This is a genomic window from Blastococcus sp. SYSU D00922 (assembly GCF_054050495.1).
In genome coordinates, this window is record NZ_JBJGZL010000023.1 from 1 (window position 1) to 12,941 (window position 12,941).

Genomic DNA, 12,941 nt, shown 5'->3' on the forward strand with positions numbered 1-12,941 from the left:
TCGGCCGCGCGGTTGATGCGGAAGCCGGAGGAGAGCTTCTCCAGCGACTTGCTCATCTGGCCGTCGGTGACGGACAGGTTGCGGTAAGCGTTGAGCGCCGCGATGTTGGTGTTGACGCGCAGACCCATGGTTTTCCTCCTTGGAAGGGGTCTTACTGGGATTCCCGCTGCATCCGTGCTGCGGGCCGTGCTGGTGTCGCACTGTTGGTTACGGCGTGGGGCGGCTGTGACTTGAGGCGAACGGGGCCTCTTTTTCGCCCGGGTTCACTCAGGCGGGTTGCGCCGCCGTCCCCCGGCCGGGGAGCGGCCAGCTGGTGCGGGGGCGGGGGACCGTCGCCGACGCGGTGGCCGCCGGCATCGGCGACCGGGCGGCGACCCGTTCGACGTACGAGCGCTGCTGGTTGCGGGCGCGGACGCCTCCGTCGGCCGGGACCGCCTTGCCGTCCCAGATCTCGCTCATGGCGGCGTGCAGCAAGGTCAGGGCCCGTGCGCGCATCTGGGAGACGCGGCTCAGGGTCACCCCGAGGTCGGTGGCGATGTCGGTGAGTGATTCGTCACCGAAGAAATTGCGCTCGATGACCTCGTCGAGGCGGTCGGGGAGCGCCCGGATCGCCTCGTGCAGGTAGCGGGCGCGCTCGGTGCGCATGACGGCGCGCTCGGGGGACTCGCCGGTGTCGGGCAGGTCCAGCGAGGTGCCGTCGGCACCGGTCTCGGCGTCGATGCTCACCATCACCGCGCGGTGGACGTCGACCTGCAGGTTGTCGAGCTCGCTGCGTGCGACGCCCAGGCTCTCGGCCAGCTCCTCGCGCGTCGGCGGGCGCCCGAGCGCGATGGTGAGGGCGTCGGCCGCGGCGTCGCTGCGGCGGGCCGCGGCGCGCACCGACCGGCTGGCCCAGTCGCCGGAGCGCAGCTCGTCGAGCACCGCGCCCTGGAGCCGGGCGAGCGCGTAGGTGGCGAACGAGGCGCCGGCCGACGGGTCGAAGCGGCGGGCGACCTCGACCAGCGCGACGTGTGCGCAGGAGAGGAGGTCCTCCCGGCTGACGTGGCCGGGCAGGGAGATGCGGGCGGCCACCGCGTTGACCGCGAAGGACGCCAGCGGCAGGTGCTCGGTCACCAGCGCGTCGATCTCCGCCTGCGACCGCAGCCGCTGCGGGTGGGGCGCTGCGGCCGGACGCGACCGGTCGTGCGGCGACCGGTCGTGCACGGGTCGCGGGCTCTCATGCGCGGTCCGCTGCTGCGGGGGGCGTCGGGTCGCCATGGCACGGGCTGCACTCACGTCCTCCTTCTCGGCTGGCCGCGGCGCACACCGCACCGCCCCTCGGCAAAAAGCTCGCCGAACTTGAGCGGCGACTTGCGGCTTCGGCTTGAGGGCCCGATCCGGGGTGCCGATGGCAGGTCCGACGAGCGATCCAGCCCGTGCCGGTCACCGGCGCCGCGGCAGGACCGCCGGACGGACCGAGCGAGACGACGGAAGGGCGGTGGACACGTGGACTACCAGCACCTGTCGACGTTGCTGTGGCGGGAGCAGGAACTCCTGGACCTGCTGCTGTTCAAGGCCGAGGAGAAGCAGTACCTGATCCTCACGGGCAAGACCCGCTGGCTGGCCCGCATCGCCCACGAGATCGAGGTGGTCCTCGACCAGCTCCGCACCCTCGAAGTCGAGCGCGCCGCCGCGACCGAGGCGATCGCGGCCTCGCTGGGCATCGGCGCCGACCCCTCCCTCCGCCAGGTGGCGGACGCCGCGCCCGCGCCGTGGAACGACCTGTTCGCCAAGCACCACGAGGCCCTGCTGGTCCTCGTGAGCGACCTGCGCAGCCTCTCCGACACCAACCGGGAGCTGATCGAGGGAGGCCTGTCCGCCATCAGCGACGCCCTCCTCCAGGTCAAGACCCCCAGCGCCGGCACCTACGGCGCCACCGGCCGCAGCACCGATGCCGGGCCGCACCGGGCCGTCACCCTGGACGGGATCCTGTGAGCACCTTCTCCAGCCTCAACGCGGCGACCACCGCGCTCTGGGCGCAGCGCCGGGCGCTGGACGTCACCGGCCAGAACATCGCGAACGTCAACACCGAGGGCTACTCCCGCCAGCGGGTGGACCTGCAGGCGATCGGCGGCAGCGTCGTCCCCGCCTTCTTCTCCACCAGCCCGGGCATCGGCGCCGGCGTCAACGCCGACGACGTCATGCGCATCCGCGACGCCTTCCTCGAGGGCCGCGGCCACACCGAGCACGCGAACAGCGCCCGCCTGGTGGTGGAGGCCGACACGCTCGAGCAGGTGGAGACGGCGTTCCGGGAGCCCGGCGACACCGGCATCCAGAGCCTGCTCGCCGACATGTGGGACGGCTGGGCCGACGTCGCCAAGGACACCAAGACCGACGCGCCGCGCACCCAGGTCCTCGAGCGGCTGCAGACGCTGGTCGGTGGCATCCAGTTCAGCTCCGCCTCCCTGGACGCGCAGTGGGGGCAGACCCGCGAGAACCTCGACGTCCTGGTCAAGGACGTCAACGCGGCCGCGGCGACCGTCGCCGAGCTCAACAAGGCCATCCGGGTGGCCAAGCAGGCCGACCTCCCGGCGAACGACCTGAGCGACCGGCGCGACCTCCTGGTCATGAAGCTCGCCGACCAGATCGGCGCCACCATCCGGCCCGGCGAGTACGGCTCGGTGGACGTCGTCGTGGGCGGCATGTCGCTGGTCAGCGGGAGCTCCGCGAACGAGCTGGCCGTGGCGGGCCCGACCGACCCCGCGCTCGTCACCCCCACGGACATGCCCCGCATCGTCACCAAGGCCGGCAACTACCCGGTCACGGCGAGCGGCACGGCCGGCGGGCAGCTCAGCGCCCTCACGACGCTGATCCCCGAGTACCGCAAGCAGCTCGACGACATCGCCGCCGGCCTGGTGACCGGCCTCAACGCCGTGCACACCACCGGGTTCGACCGCAACGGCGACCCCGGCGGCGCCATCCTCAGCGGCACGACGGCCGCGACGCTCGCCGTCGTCATCACCGACCCGAAGAAGATCGCCGCGTCGTCCGTGGCACCGACCGGCGGCGTCCCCGCGCTGGACAACGGCATCGCCGACAAGATCGCGCAGATGCGCCACGACGCGGCCGGGACCGACGCGACCTACCGCAAGATGATCGTCGGTCTGGGTGTCCAGGCCGCGGTCGCGATCCGCAACCAGGACATCCAGGCGGTCATCACGACCCAGGTCGACGCGGCCCGCGAGTCGGTTGCCGGCGTCAACATCGACGAGGAGATGACCAACATGCTCTCCTTCCAGCACGCGTACTCCGCGGCCAGCCGGATGGTGACCGCGATCGACGAGACGCTGGACGTGCTCATCAACCGCACCGGGCTCGTGGGGCGGTGATCTGAGTGCGCATCACCCAGCGCGCCGTCGCGCTCACCAGCCTCCAGGGCCTCAACCGCAACCTCGACGCCGTCGGCAAACTGCAGCAGCAGCTCACCTCCGGCCGCGTCATCAACGCGCCGTCGGACTCGCCGACCGGCACCAACAAGGCGATGCAGCTCCGCGGCGAGCAGGCCGCCGTCGCCCAGCACACCCGCAACATCAGCGACGCCAAGAGCTGGCTGGACCAGGGCGACTCGACCATCCGCGAGATGCTCGACACCACCCGCAAGGTCCGGGACCTCACCGTCCAGGGCCTCAACACCGGCGCCGTCTCCGACGCCAGCCAGCAGGCCCTCGCCACCGAGGTGACCTCCCTCCGGGAGGGCCTGCTCTCGCTGGCCAACACGCTGGTGCAGGGCCGTCCGCTCTTCGGCGGGCTGACGCCGGACGCGAAGGCGTACAACGACGACGGCACGTGGGCCGGCATGGCCGGCCCGCAGACCAAGCTGCGGGTGTCGGAGAGCGAGCAGGTCCGGGTCGACCTCACCGGCCCGGAGGCCTTCGGGCCCGACGGCGCGAACCTGTTCGACATCGTCGAGCGGATCGCCACGAACCTCACGACCGACCCGGTGGCCCTCGAGACCGACCTCGCCGACCTCGACGTCGCCATCCAGCGCATGTCGACGGCCGTCGCGGACATCGGCACCCGGTCCGCCCGCGTCGACCGCGCCGAGCTCATGAACTTCGACAGGTCGCTGAGCCTCCAGGCCCAGCTCGGCGAGACCGAGAACGTCGACCTGCCGAACACGATCATGAAGCTCGAGATGCAGAAGGTCGGCTACGAGGCAGCCCTGGCCGCCACGGCGAAGGCCATCTCGCCGACGCTCCTGGACTACTTGCGCTGATGAACACCCTCACGCTCCCGCCCGAGACCCTCCGCCCCGGGACCCTGCCGGCGCCCGCACCCGCCCCCGTGCGGGCGCCGGCAGCGACCCCCATCCAGGTGCAGGCGCTGTGCCTGTCGGAGCCGTTGCCCGGCTTCCCCGGCTACCGGGACTACGTCCTGGTCCCCGCCGAGGACGGCGGCCGGCTGTTCTGGCTGCAGTCGGTGGCCGCCGACGGCCCGCGGTTCCTCGCGGTGCCGGCGTCGGCGTACTTCCCCGACTACGTCCCGCGCCTGCCCGACGCCGTCTGCGACGAGCTCGGGCTGGGCGACGTCGCCGATGCGCGGCTCTTCTGCCTGGTGACGGTGCCGGACGGCGACGTCGCGGCGGCCACGGCCAACCTCCGCGCCCCCGTGGTGGTCAACCCGGCCAGCCACCAGGCGCGCCAGGTGGTGCTCGTGGACCCCGCTCATCCGATCAGGCGGCCCCTGCGCCGATAACCCATTCGACGGCTGTGCGATCGTGCAGCCGGGACGCGCCCGCAGGTCGGGCGCCAGCACCACCTGCCAAGGACGGCCACCACACACCCATGGAGGGGTATCCGTGCTCACACTCACCCGCAGCGTCGGCGAGACGATCCGCATCGGTGACGACATCGAGGTCCACGTCGTCGAGGTCCGCGGCGGCACCGTCCGGCTCGGCTTCAAGGCTCCCCGCGAGGTCGCGATCCACCGCGAGGAGGTCTACCGGCAGATCGCCGAGGCGAACCTGCTCGCCGCGCAGGTGACCGCCGACAGCCTGGGCGCCCTGGCCGCCTTCGCGCCGTCCGCGGCCGTGGCCGCGGCGGCGGGTGCGGGCGAGGCCGCCTCACCGGGCGCCGAGGAGGAGACCGACGAGGGTCGCGCCTGACCTGCGCCTGACAGATCTGGACGGCGATTGGCCGGTCCGTTTCGGCAATGCTCGCCGACGTGTCGGACCGCCGGGCCCGCGCCGGAGCGACACGGGCAACTTCTGCCGAAGTGGCGGCAGGAAACTGCGTATGACACGGCGAGTGTTGTGCCCTCGGTTGCCGACTGCATGAGGCAGATTTCTCCCCAAGCAAGTGACAGGGGGCGATCGAAATGCAACGCAATGCAGTCAACGCACAGGGCACCGAGCAGGGCGAGCCGGAGTCGGTGGTCGTCCACGTCCAGCTGCGGCCGCGCCGTGGCGCGACGCGCAAGTGCCTGGCAGCTCTGGCCGCCCTGGCCGCCGAGCACGACGAGGTCGCCTTCGCCGTCACCGGCCTGAGCAAGGACGACCGCGTCGTCCGCGTGACCGTCGGCGTCGACCTCGGCCCCCGCACCGCGGTGGCGAAGTTCTCGCCCCAGGCCCAGGCCGCCTACGCCTTCGTCAGCGCGATCTTCGCCTCGCTGTACGACCACATGCCCGTCTACACGGCCGAGCCCAGCGGCGCCGAGCGCGCCGCCGCGGCCACCCTCCTCGAGAAGGCGGCGGCCGGCTTCTCGCCCGCCGACGTCCTGGAGGGGCTGCCGACGACGCCGGCGTCCCCGGTTCCCTCGCCCCGCATGCCGGGGCCGGGGGAACGCATCCCGGCCTGACGGCCTCTCCTCACTTCCGGGTCCCCTTCCCCGGGTCCCGTCCTTCCCCGTAGTGCCAGGAGTTCCCGTGTCCGCTTCCGCCTCCCCGACGTCCCCGTCTTCTACCGCCGCCCGCACCCGCCAGCCGCTCGTCTTCGGCGGCATCCCCGAGGCGGACGGGTGGGCACTGGCCCCCATCACCCCCCGCGACCGCGTCCACTTCCGCGTGGACCGCGAGCTGCCGCTCGACGAGTTCCGCGCCGACCTGCCCGACGGCGTCACCGTCTCCTACGACCAGGGCGACGGCCTGTACCGCGTCGACGGCGCGTGCGGGTCGGCCGCCGTCCTCGCGGACTGGATCCGCGCCTGGGCGTCCCGGCACGGCTCCTCGACGATCGGCCTGCGTGCCGAGACCGACGTCCGCCGCCGCGCCCCGCGCGACCTGCCGGCCGAGTTCCTCGCCGACCTGTGCCGGCACTACGGCCCGGTCAGCCTCAAGCGGCTGCAGCGGAACATGAGCACGATCCGCCTGCACCTGCCCGACCCGGACGACCTGGGGCAGCAGGTGTACGAGTGGGTGCTCAAGGCGGTCGCTCAGTACGACGAGACCAAGGGCGTCCCCTTCGGGGCATTCCTGGCCACCCAGCTGTCCAAGTGGGTGCACGACCTCGGCCGCAACGCGCACGGGCGCACCGCCGCCGACACCGAGCACAAGCAGCAGAAGGCCATCGCCGCGTTCATCGCCGAGCACCAGCGGCGTCCCAGCGAGAAGGAGCTCGCGGCCTACATGGGCCAGAGCGTGGCGACGCTGCGCCGCAACTCGCAGACCGTGGCGACCCTGAACGGGCTGCGCAACCTGCAGTCGCTGGACGGCGGCCCGGACGCGACCGAGATCCTGCTGCCCGACTCCTCGGAGGCGCCGGACGAGATCATGGGGGAGGCGGAGCAGACGCTGCTCTCCCACGCGCTCACCGCCGCCTGCGCGCCCGACCCCGCCGCGCGCCGTGACCAGCGCGCCGGCCAGCCCAACGTGCTCGGCTGGGCGACCTGGTACCTCACGACGTGGGGCGGCCAGACCAAGACGCAGCTGTCGCAGGACCTGAACACCTCGGTGCGGAACATGAACGTGTACGCCGACCGGGTCGAGCAGGCCATGAAGTCCCGCCTCGCCGAACTCGCCGACTGACCGACCCTGGGGGCCAAAGTGGCCACTTTGGCCCCTAGGGGAGCCGGGCGAGCTCGCGCCGGATCCGCTCCACCACAGCCGCCAGGTCGCGTAGGTCGACGGCGCTGAGACGAACCACCCGCCATCCGGCGGCGACCAACCGGGCGATGCGCTCGTCGTCGCGGACGATCTGACCTTCTTCGAAGTGGTACGCACCTTCGTACTCGATGGCGAGCCGCGCCTCCGGGAAGGCGAGGTCCACCCGACCCAGGAACGCGCCGTCGTCGTCGCGCACCTCGTACTGCGGAACCGGGGAGAGCCCGGCCAGGACGCAGGCGACCCGGACGCGGGACTCGGGCGCCGACTCGGCCCGCGGATCGACCAGCGGGACGACGCGCCGGGCCTTGGCCACGCCCCAGCGGCCCGCACCGGCTTCAGCCATGGCCGCGAGGTCGGCCAACCGGACGCTGCCGGCCCGCACCATCGCGTCCAGCGCGGCGACCGCGGTACCTACCGGCTCGAGCGCGGCGACGTCCCATGCCGTGCGCAGGGCGGTGGTCACCGGGACGGCGTCCCTCTGCTCGACCTCCGCGACGGTGAGCGGTGTGCGGTGGACCCGTGTTCCCCTGGGTCCTTTCCACAGCACGTCGGACGGTCGCAGCACCGTGACCGGGTCGTGCCAGCCGGCGAACGGGGCGCCGTGCCAGGCCGCTGCCGAGTGGCCGCCGATCGCCGTTCCCTCCGGTAGGAGCAGAGCGACGCCGCGGCAGCGCAGCTGGTGATCCAGCGGGAGGCCGGGATCGGCGTACACCCCCTGGACCAGACGCCGGAACCCGCGCTCGCGAAGCTGCTTGCGCGTGATCACCCCTTCGGCGATCGCCTGGCTGCCGATGAAGACCCCGGTCAGGTGGTGGATGGGCACCCGGGAAGGGTGGCCCGTGGCGTCCGGCGCCCGCTCACGTCGTCCACAGGGGCCAAAGTGGCCACTTTGGCCCTAGCGCCAGGTCTTGAGGACGTCGTGGGCGACGACGCCGGCGCGCACCCGCTGCGGGTGGTCGCCGGCCGCGATGGTGCGGACCTTGCGCCCGGTGTCGTAGTCGATGACGACGACCTGGTCGGTCCCGCTCACCGAGACCCAGCACTCGTCGCGGAAGACGCCGTTGGTCGACCAGTACGGCTTCTCGCCGACCTCGACCAACCGGTACTCCTCGGTCTCCCGGTCGATGATCGCCGCGTAGCCGTCCATCGTCCCGGCGGCGCACAGCGTCGTCCCCTCGGGGTTCATGGCCAACCCGTGGTGCGCGGAGTCGAGCACGTAGTTCTCGCGCGGCTCGGTCGTCCGCTTGGGCAGGTCGACGACCCGGGTCACGGCGCCGACGGCCGGCTCGCCGTCGTAGCCCGTCGCGCCGTCGAGGTCGGCGGCCTGGGTGTCGAACTCGATCCAGCCGTGGAAGAACGACACCTGCAGGTAGACGAAGCGCTCGTCCGGGGCCACCGCCATGGGGCGGACCGCCGAGGCCATGTCCGGGTAGCCGGCCTCCGCGAGCTCCTGGCCCATGTCCCAGCGCTGCTCGACGGTCAGCCCGTCGGTGCGCACGATCTGGAAGTACCGCTCGCCCTTCAACGTGTCGTAGGCCTGCCGGAGGACCGGCCGGTCGGTGGGGGTGTAGACGCGGCCGATGCTGGCGTGGAACACCCGCGACCCGTCGGCGGTGTAGTTGTTCTCGTGCGGGCTGTCCCCGCTGGGGAACTCGCCGGTCTTCGCGCCGGTGCGGATGTCGAGCTCGTGGACCTTGTTCGCGGTCGAGTCGCTGACCAGGAGCCGCTCGCCGTCCGGCGAGACGCCCATGTGGTCGGAGCGGTAGCCCTCCATCGGGAAGCGCCACGCGATCGCGCCCGACGCCAGGTCGATCCCGACGACGTCGGCGAAGCTGGGCCGGCTCACGGCCAGCAGGCGCCCGTCGTGCGTCGTGAACATGTCGTCGGTGTACTGCGCGTGGCCCTCGCCGATCGCCGCCTGGATCGCCAGGTAGAAGGCGAGCTTGTCGGGGCTGGTGACGATCTCGGCCATCCGCTCGGCGCGGTCGGGGATCGTGTCGATCGTCCGGATCGGCTTGTGCGTGCGGGCGTCGACGACGGTGGCGGTCCCGTCCCAGTTGTTGCCGACGAACATGACGTCGCGGCCCGGGCCGCCCTGCGCGAGGGCCTCGGTGGAGACGACCGCCGAGGTCAGCGCCGTGGCGAGGGCGAGGACAGGGGCGAGGACGGCTATGCGGCGCATGGACGGGCTCCCGGCTTCTCGGCTACGGGATGGCAACGCGCCAGCCGCGCACGGGTTACGCAACGGTTGTTGCCGGACGTTCAGGAAATGCGTGCAGAACGGGTCCATCCGGGCGCGCCGCTGCCGATATCCACCACGTGACCCCCTCCGCCCGCCTCCGCCGCGCCGCGGCGCCGTGCGGTGGAGCGGAGCGGTCGCGGTGAGCGCGCTCCCGGCCGGCGAGCCCGGCTCCGAGGTCCTCGTCCCGCACTGGCTGGACGGCCCGCGGCGGACGCAGCTGGCCACCGCGGTCCGGAACGCGTTGAGCAGCCGGCCGGTGCACCCGGTCGCGGTGATCCACCTCGAGGACGTCCTGACCGAGCTGCACGTCGCCGCCGCGCGCGACGCGGTGTGGCCGGCGTCGGCGGCACGGGTCCGCCTGGCCACCGGGTGGGACGACGACGTGCTGCCGGTCCGGCTCAGCGCCGCGGAGCTGTCCAGCGTCCTGGCCCTGCCCGACCTGCCCGCGCCGGTCCGCGATCTGCTGAGCGGGACCGCGGGCGCATGACCGACACCCGGTTCGGGGGATCGGCCGGACTGCTGCAGCGGCTGCGGCCGGTGCGCATCGACGTCGCCGACCTGCGCGACGTCGCCGAGACCGTCCTGCCGTCGCTGAGCACGGCGCGCCTGCGGGTGGACGTCGTCCGGCGGCCCAACGCGGGTTCGGTCGTGGTCCTCGAGGAGGACGAGCGCCGGGTGCGGGTCCACCTCGACGAGCTCGCCGACGACATGACCAGGGCCGGCGTGACCCCGACCCCCGAGGGCATGTCCACCGCCCTGGCCGCCTGGGTCGCGCACCGCCCGGTGACCGACGCGGCCGCGGCCGCCACCGGCGTCGCCGTCCTCGACTGGGCCGACCGCGCCGAGACGGCGATCGGCTGGCGCGTCGTCGTCCGCCGCGGCGGGCTGGCCCTGCCGTGGACGCCGTCGTCGTCGGCCGACGCGCCGACCCGGCACCGGACCCGGTCGGCGGCGACCGTCCGGGCGCACGAGGTGCCGCTCGACCTGCGGGTCGAGGGCCCGGTCGCGCTCTGGTCGCACCAGGAGGTCCCGCTGCTGGCGACCGCCGCACTCGTCGCCCCGGAGCGGATGCTCGAGCGGATCGCCGCCACCGGGCTGGTCATGACCGACATGCACGTGGTCGTCACCCCGCGTCGTCCCGTGGCCTGCGCCGGCCCCGCGATCGCCGCCCGCCTCGCGGGTGAGGCGGTCGGTGCTGGGGTCACGCTGCCGTGGCCGCGACTGGCCGACCTGCCCTGGCTCTAGGAGATGTAGCCGTACTCCCAGTGCCACGGCTCCGGCTTCTCCCCGCCGGGTGAGGCCCAGTCGGGCTGGACGAAGCCGAAGCGGGCGGCGTTGGCCGTCATCCAGGTCCACTGCGCGGAGCCGCTGACGTTGATGCCGCCGCACAGGTCGACGGCCAGCGCCCACCCGTGGTTCGACGTACCGGGCACGGCGGCCAGCTTCGGCTTCGTCGCGAACGCCGTCACCTGCGCACCGAACGACCGGTACGAGTCGGTGATGCACAGCGGGGTGCCGAACGCGGCGGTGTAGGCGGCGTCGAGCTGGCCGTAGGCCGCGGCGGCGTCGCACCGCAGCTTGTGGCCCTGGACGCCCAGCCGGCACAGCGCGTCGGACGGGATCTGCCCGTTGGCGAAGCCGCCCCAGGCGGCGGTGCGCTGACCCGGCGGGGGCAGGGGGGCACCGCAGGCACCGGCCTCCGCGACGGGCAGCGGGGGGTTCGGCTCCGCGGGGGCCGGGAGGGTCACGCGGGTCGCCGACGAGCCGGCGGCCAGGGACCGCACCGACACCTGGTAGGTGCCGGCGGAGGCGCCGACGACGTCGCCGTCGCCGAGGTAGATGCCGACGTCCTGGCCGCCCGGCGCGTAGACCAGGTCGCCGACCTGGACGTCGGCCAGCGGCACGGCCGCGCCGGTCGTCCACTGGTCCTGCGGGGTGCCCGGGACGGCGTACCCGGCCAGCAGCCAGGACGCCGCGGTGAACCCACCGCAGTCGTAGCTGTCCGGGCCGGTGGTGCCGGGGACGAAGGGCATGCCCAGCTGGGAGAGCGCGCTGCTCACCGCCGCCACCGTCTCGGCGGGCAGCACGGTCACCGGGCTGCTGCCGACGACGGCCCAGACGACGCCCGGGATCGGCTGCCCGGCGGCGTCGAGCGCGGGGGAGAAGCCCGACGGCAGGGCGGCGGGATCGGCGATGTCGGCGGCCGCCGGCGGCTCGATGCCGGCGCCGCTGAGCTGGGCGAGGTAGCCCTGCCAGCGCGCCATGGCCTGCTGGTTGCGCTCCTGCTGCGGGCCGGACGCCGGGACCGCGCCCAGGCCGGCGAGGGCGGAGGTGATCTCCGGGGTCAGGTCGTCGACGGCGGACCGGACGGTCTGCAGGACGACGTCCGCGCGGTCGCGGGCCTCCTCGACGGCCGACTCGGCCTGCGCCACGCGCTCGCTGGCGAGGGCGAGGGAGGCGGTGCTGCGCTCGGCGCGCACGACCTCCCCGGTCAGCGCCTGGTCAGCGCGGTCGGTGAGCGACTGGCCGAGCAGCGCGCCCGTGGTCGAGCCGGCGTCGTGGACGCTCAGCCCGAGCAGGGGGTACCGCTGCTGGGCGGTGGCCCGGTACAGGTCGGCGGCCGACGAGCCCACGGTGGCCTGGTGGGCGCGCACCTCGGCCAGCGCGGTGGCCTCCACGTCACGCGCCTGGTCCAGCGCGGTCCGCTTCCGGGCCACCTCCTGCTCGAGCTCCCGGTAGCGGCCGGCGTCCTCCAGCAGCGAGCTCTGCGCGGTGAGCGCGAGCGCCGTGGTGTCGAGCGGGTCGTCCCCGGTGCCCCCGGGACCGGCGCCGGGCAGCACGAGGGCCGCCGCGGCGGGCAGCAGCAGGGTGCTGAGGGCGACGACGCGGAGGCGGGTCGACCACGCGGGGCCGGTGCGGGGTGCCTTGCGGCGCTTCGTGGCCGGCCGGCGTCCCTTGGCAGGACGCCGGACCGGGGCGCGCCCGCCGGCGGGGGCCGTGCGCCGGGCAGCAGCGGTCGCGGTGCGCAGCGCCGCCGCCTGGGCGGGGGTGAGCGGCTGGCCGGCGGCGACCGCCGACCGCAGGGCGAGGGCCTCGCGCAGCGCCTGGGCCTCGCGCGCGGTGAGCACGGGGCGGGCGGAGGCGCCGGGACGGGCGGACGTGCGTGATGCAGGCACTGCAGCGTCCCCCGGCGGTCTCGTCGTGTCGTGGCCTGTCCCGGCTGCGGGTGCAGCCGGGGTCTGGCCTCGTATCGACGTGCCGAGGGGGTGCGCTGAACGGGGGGTGAGGCGGTCTCACCCCTCAGGGTGAGGGTGAACCTGCCGGTCGGAGCGCGTGCGTGACCCGTGCGGGGGAGGGGTCAGGGAGCCCACCACGCGCCGTGGCGGTGGGTCAGCGGGATGCGGAGCTCGCCGCCGTCCTCGGTGGAGACGACGACCTCCACCTTGGTGATGCGGACGGGCGGCCCGTCGTCCTCCGGCTCGAGGACGCTGCCGCTGGCCAGGGGGATGGGCGGCACGACGAGGACGTCGTCGCCGGGCGGCTGTGCCATGGCGTCCTCCTCGGGTGGGCTCGGCGGGGCGCACCCACCGTAGGGGTGCGTCGTCCCGGACAGGGAACGGG

At 73.8% G+C, this 12,941-nt stretch carries 15 protein-coding genes; 9 read left to right on the forward strand and 6 right to left on the reverse strand.

The annotated features are described in order from the left end of the window. A partial coding sequence (locus tag ACI78T_RS20195; RefSeq protein ID WP_456559954.1) for a flagellin N-terminal helical domain-containing protein occupies positions 1 to 128 on the reverse strand: 128 nt, incomplete at its 3' end. Positions 129 to 267: 139 nt separating this feature from the next. Continuing rightward, positions 268 to 1,275: a sigma-70 family RNA polymerase sigma factor gene (locus ACI78T_RS20200; RefSeq protein ID WP_456559923.1), complete on the reverse strand. Its 1,008-nt coding sequence runs from the start codon at positions 1,273 to 1,275 to the stop codon at positions 268 to 270. A gap of 210 nt (positions 1,276 to 1,485) precedes the next feature. Here ACI78T_RS20200 and ACI78T_RS20205 point away from each other — a divergent pair, with 210 nt between their 5' ends. The 7 genes from ACI78T_RS20205 to ACI78T_RS20235 all read left to right on the forward strand — a co-directional run bounded on the left by ACI78T_RS20205 (position 1,486) and on the right by ACI78T_RS20235 (position 7,000). Further along, positions 1,486 to 1,974: a flagellar protein FlgN gene (locus ACI78T_RS20205; protein WP_456559924.1), complete on the forward strand. Its 489-nt coding sequence runs from the start codon at positions 1,486 to 1,488 to the stop codon at positions 1,972 to 1,974. Continuing rightward, entirely contained in the window at positions 1,971 to 3,368 is a 1,398-nt protein-coding gene (gene flgK / locus ACI78T_RS20210) for a flagellar hook-associated protein FlgK (protein WP_456559925.1), read from the forward strand. Before ACI78T_RS20205 ends, flgK begins: the two co-directional genes overlap by 4 nt. Positions 3,369 to 3,373: 5 nt before the next feature. Beyond that, positions 3,374 to 4,255, forward strand: a complete 882-nt coding sequence (gene flgL / locus ACI78T_RS20215) for a flagellar hook-associated protein FlgL (protein ID WP_456559926.1) — start codon at positions 3,374 to 3,376, stop codon at positions 4,253 to 4,255. After that, a complete protein-coding gene (gene fliW / locus ACI78T_RS20220; RefSeq protein WP_456559927.1) occupies positions 4,255 to 4,734 on the forward strand; it encodes a flagellar assembly protein FliW in 480 nt (159 codons plus the stop codon). Before flgL ends, fliW begins: the two co-directional genes overlap by 1 nt. A gap of 103 nt (positions 4,735 to 4,837) precedes the next feature. Beyond that, a complete protein-coding gene (gene csrA, locus ACI78T_RS20225) occupies positions 4,838 to 5,143 on the forward strand; it encodes a carbon storage regulator CsrA (protein WP_456559928.1) in 306 nt (101 codons plus the stop codon). Between the two features lie 212 nt (positions 5,144 to 5,355). Next, positions 5,356 to 5,835, forward strand: coding sequence for a hypothetical protein (locus ACI78T_RS20230; protein WP_456559929.1), 480 nt, complete (start codon positions 5,356 to 5,358; stop codon positions 5,833 to 5,835). A gap of 67 nt (positions 5,836 to 5,902) precedes the next feature. Beyond that, the gene (locus ACI78T_RS20235; RefSeq protein ID WP_456559930.1) at positions 5,903 to 7,000 is read left to right on the forward strand and encodes a flagellar biosynthesis protein FliA; all 1,098 of its coding nucleotides are present in this window, start codon (positions 5,903 to 5,905) and stop codon (positions 6,998 to 7,000) included. 34 nt (positions 7,001 to 7,034) lie between these two features. Here the strand turns inward: ACI78T_RS20235 and ACI78T_RS20240 are convergent, their stop codons facing one another. Beyond that, positions 7,035 to 7,901, reverse strand: coding sequence for a DUF559 domain-containing protein (locus tag ACI78T_RS20240; RefSeq protein ID WP_456559931.1), 867 nt, complete (start codon positions 7,899 to 7,901; stop codon positions 7,035 to 7,037). Between the two features lie 72 nt (positions 7,902 to 7,973). Beyond that, a complete protein-coding gene (locus ACI78T_RS20245; RefSeq protein ID WP_456559932.1) occupies positions 7,974 to 9,260 on the reverse strand; it encodes a YncE family protein in 1,287 nt (428 codons plus the stop codon). Positions 9,261 to 9,459: 199 nt separating this feature from the next. Here ACI78T_RS20245 and ACI78T_RS20250 point away from each other — a divergent pair, with 199 nt between their 5' ends. Next, positions 9,460 to 9,807 (forward strand): hypothetical protein, encoded by a 348-nt coding sequence (locus tag ACI78T_RS20250; protein WP_456559933.1) that lies wholly within the window; start codon positions 9,460 to 9,462, stop codon positions 9,805 to 9,807. Next, positions 9,804 to 10,565 carry a hypothetical protein gene (locus ACI78T_RS20255; RefSeq protein ID WP_456559934.1) on the forward strand — a complete coding sequence of 254 codons (762 nt, stop codon included), beginning with the start codon at positions 9,804 to 9,806 and terminating at the stop codon, positions 10,563 to 10,565. Before ACI78T_RS20250 ends, ACI78T_RS20255 begins: the two co-directional genes overlap by 4 nt. On the opposite strand, the gene ACI78T_RS20260 is transcribed toward ACI78T_RS20255, so the two are convergent. Together ACI78T_RS20260 and ACI78T_RS20265 are read right to left on the reverse strand one after the other, a co-directional pair. Then, positions 10,562 to 12,496: an NlpC/P60 family protein gene (locus ACI78T_RS20260; protein ID WP_456559935.1), complete on the reverse strand. Its 1,935-nt coding sequence runs from the start codon at positions 12,494 to 12,496 to the stop codon at positions 10,562 to 10,564. The genes ACI78T_RS20255 and ACI78T_RS20260 overlap by 4 nt on opposite strands. 182 nt (positions 12,497 to 12,678) lie before the next feature. Next, complete coding sequence (locus ACI78T_RS20265) at positions 12,679 to 12,870, reverse strand: hypothetical protein (RefSeq protein WP_456559936.1); 192 nt, start codon at positions 12,868 to 12,870, stop codon at positions 12,679 to 12,681. Positions 12,871 to 12,941: the final 71 nt, after the last annotated feature.

What these genes read in the sequence shown, in the direction of transcription:
- fliW (WP_456559927.1), top strand. Translation starts at nt 4,255, where the DNA reads ATGAACACCCTCACGCTCCCGCCCGAGACCCTCCGCCCCGGGACCCTG.
- ACI78T_RS20230 (WP_456559929.1), top strand. Translation starts at nt 5,356, where the DNA reads ATGCAACGCAATGCAGTCAACGCACAGGGCACCGAGCAGGGCGAGCCG.
- ACI78T_RS20245 (WP_456559932.1), bottom strand. Translation starts at nt 9,260, where the DNA reads ATGCGCCGCATAGCCGTCCTCGCCCCTGTCCTCGCCCTCGCCACGGCG.
- ACI78T_RS20255 (WP_456559934.1), top strand. Translation starts at nt 9,804, where the DNA reads ATGACCGACACCCGGTTCGGGGGATCGGCCGGACTGCTGCAGCGGCTG.
- ACI78T_RS20265 (WP_456559936.1), bottom strand. Translation starts at nt 12,870, where the DNA reads ATGGCACAGCCGCCCGGCGACGACGTCCTCGTCGTGCCGCCCATCCCC.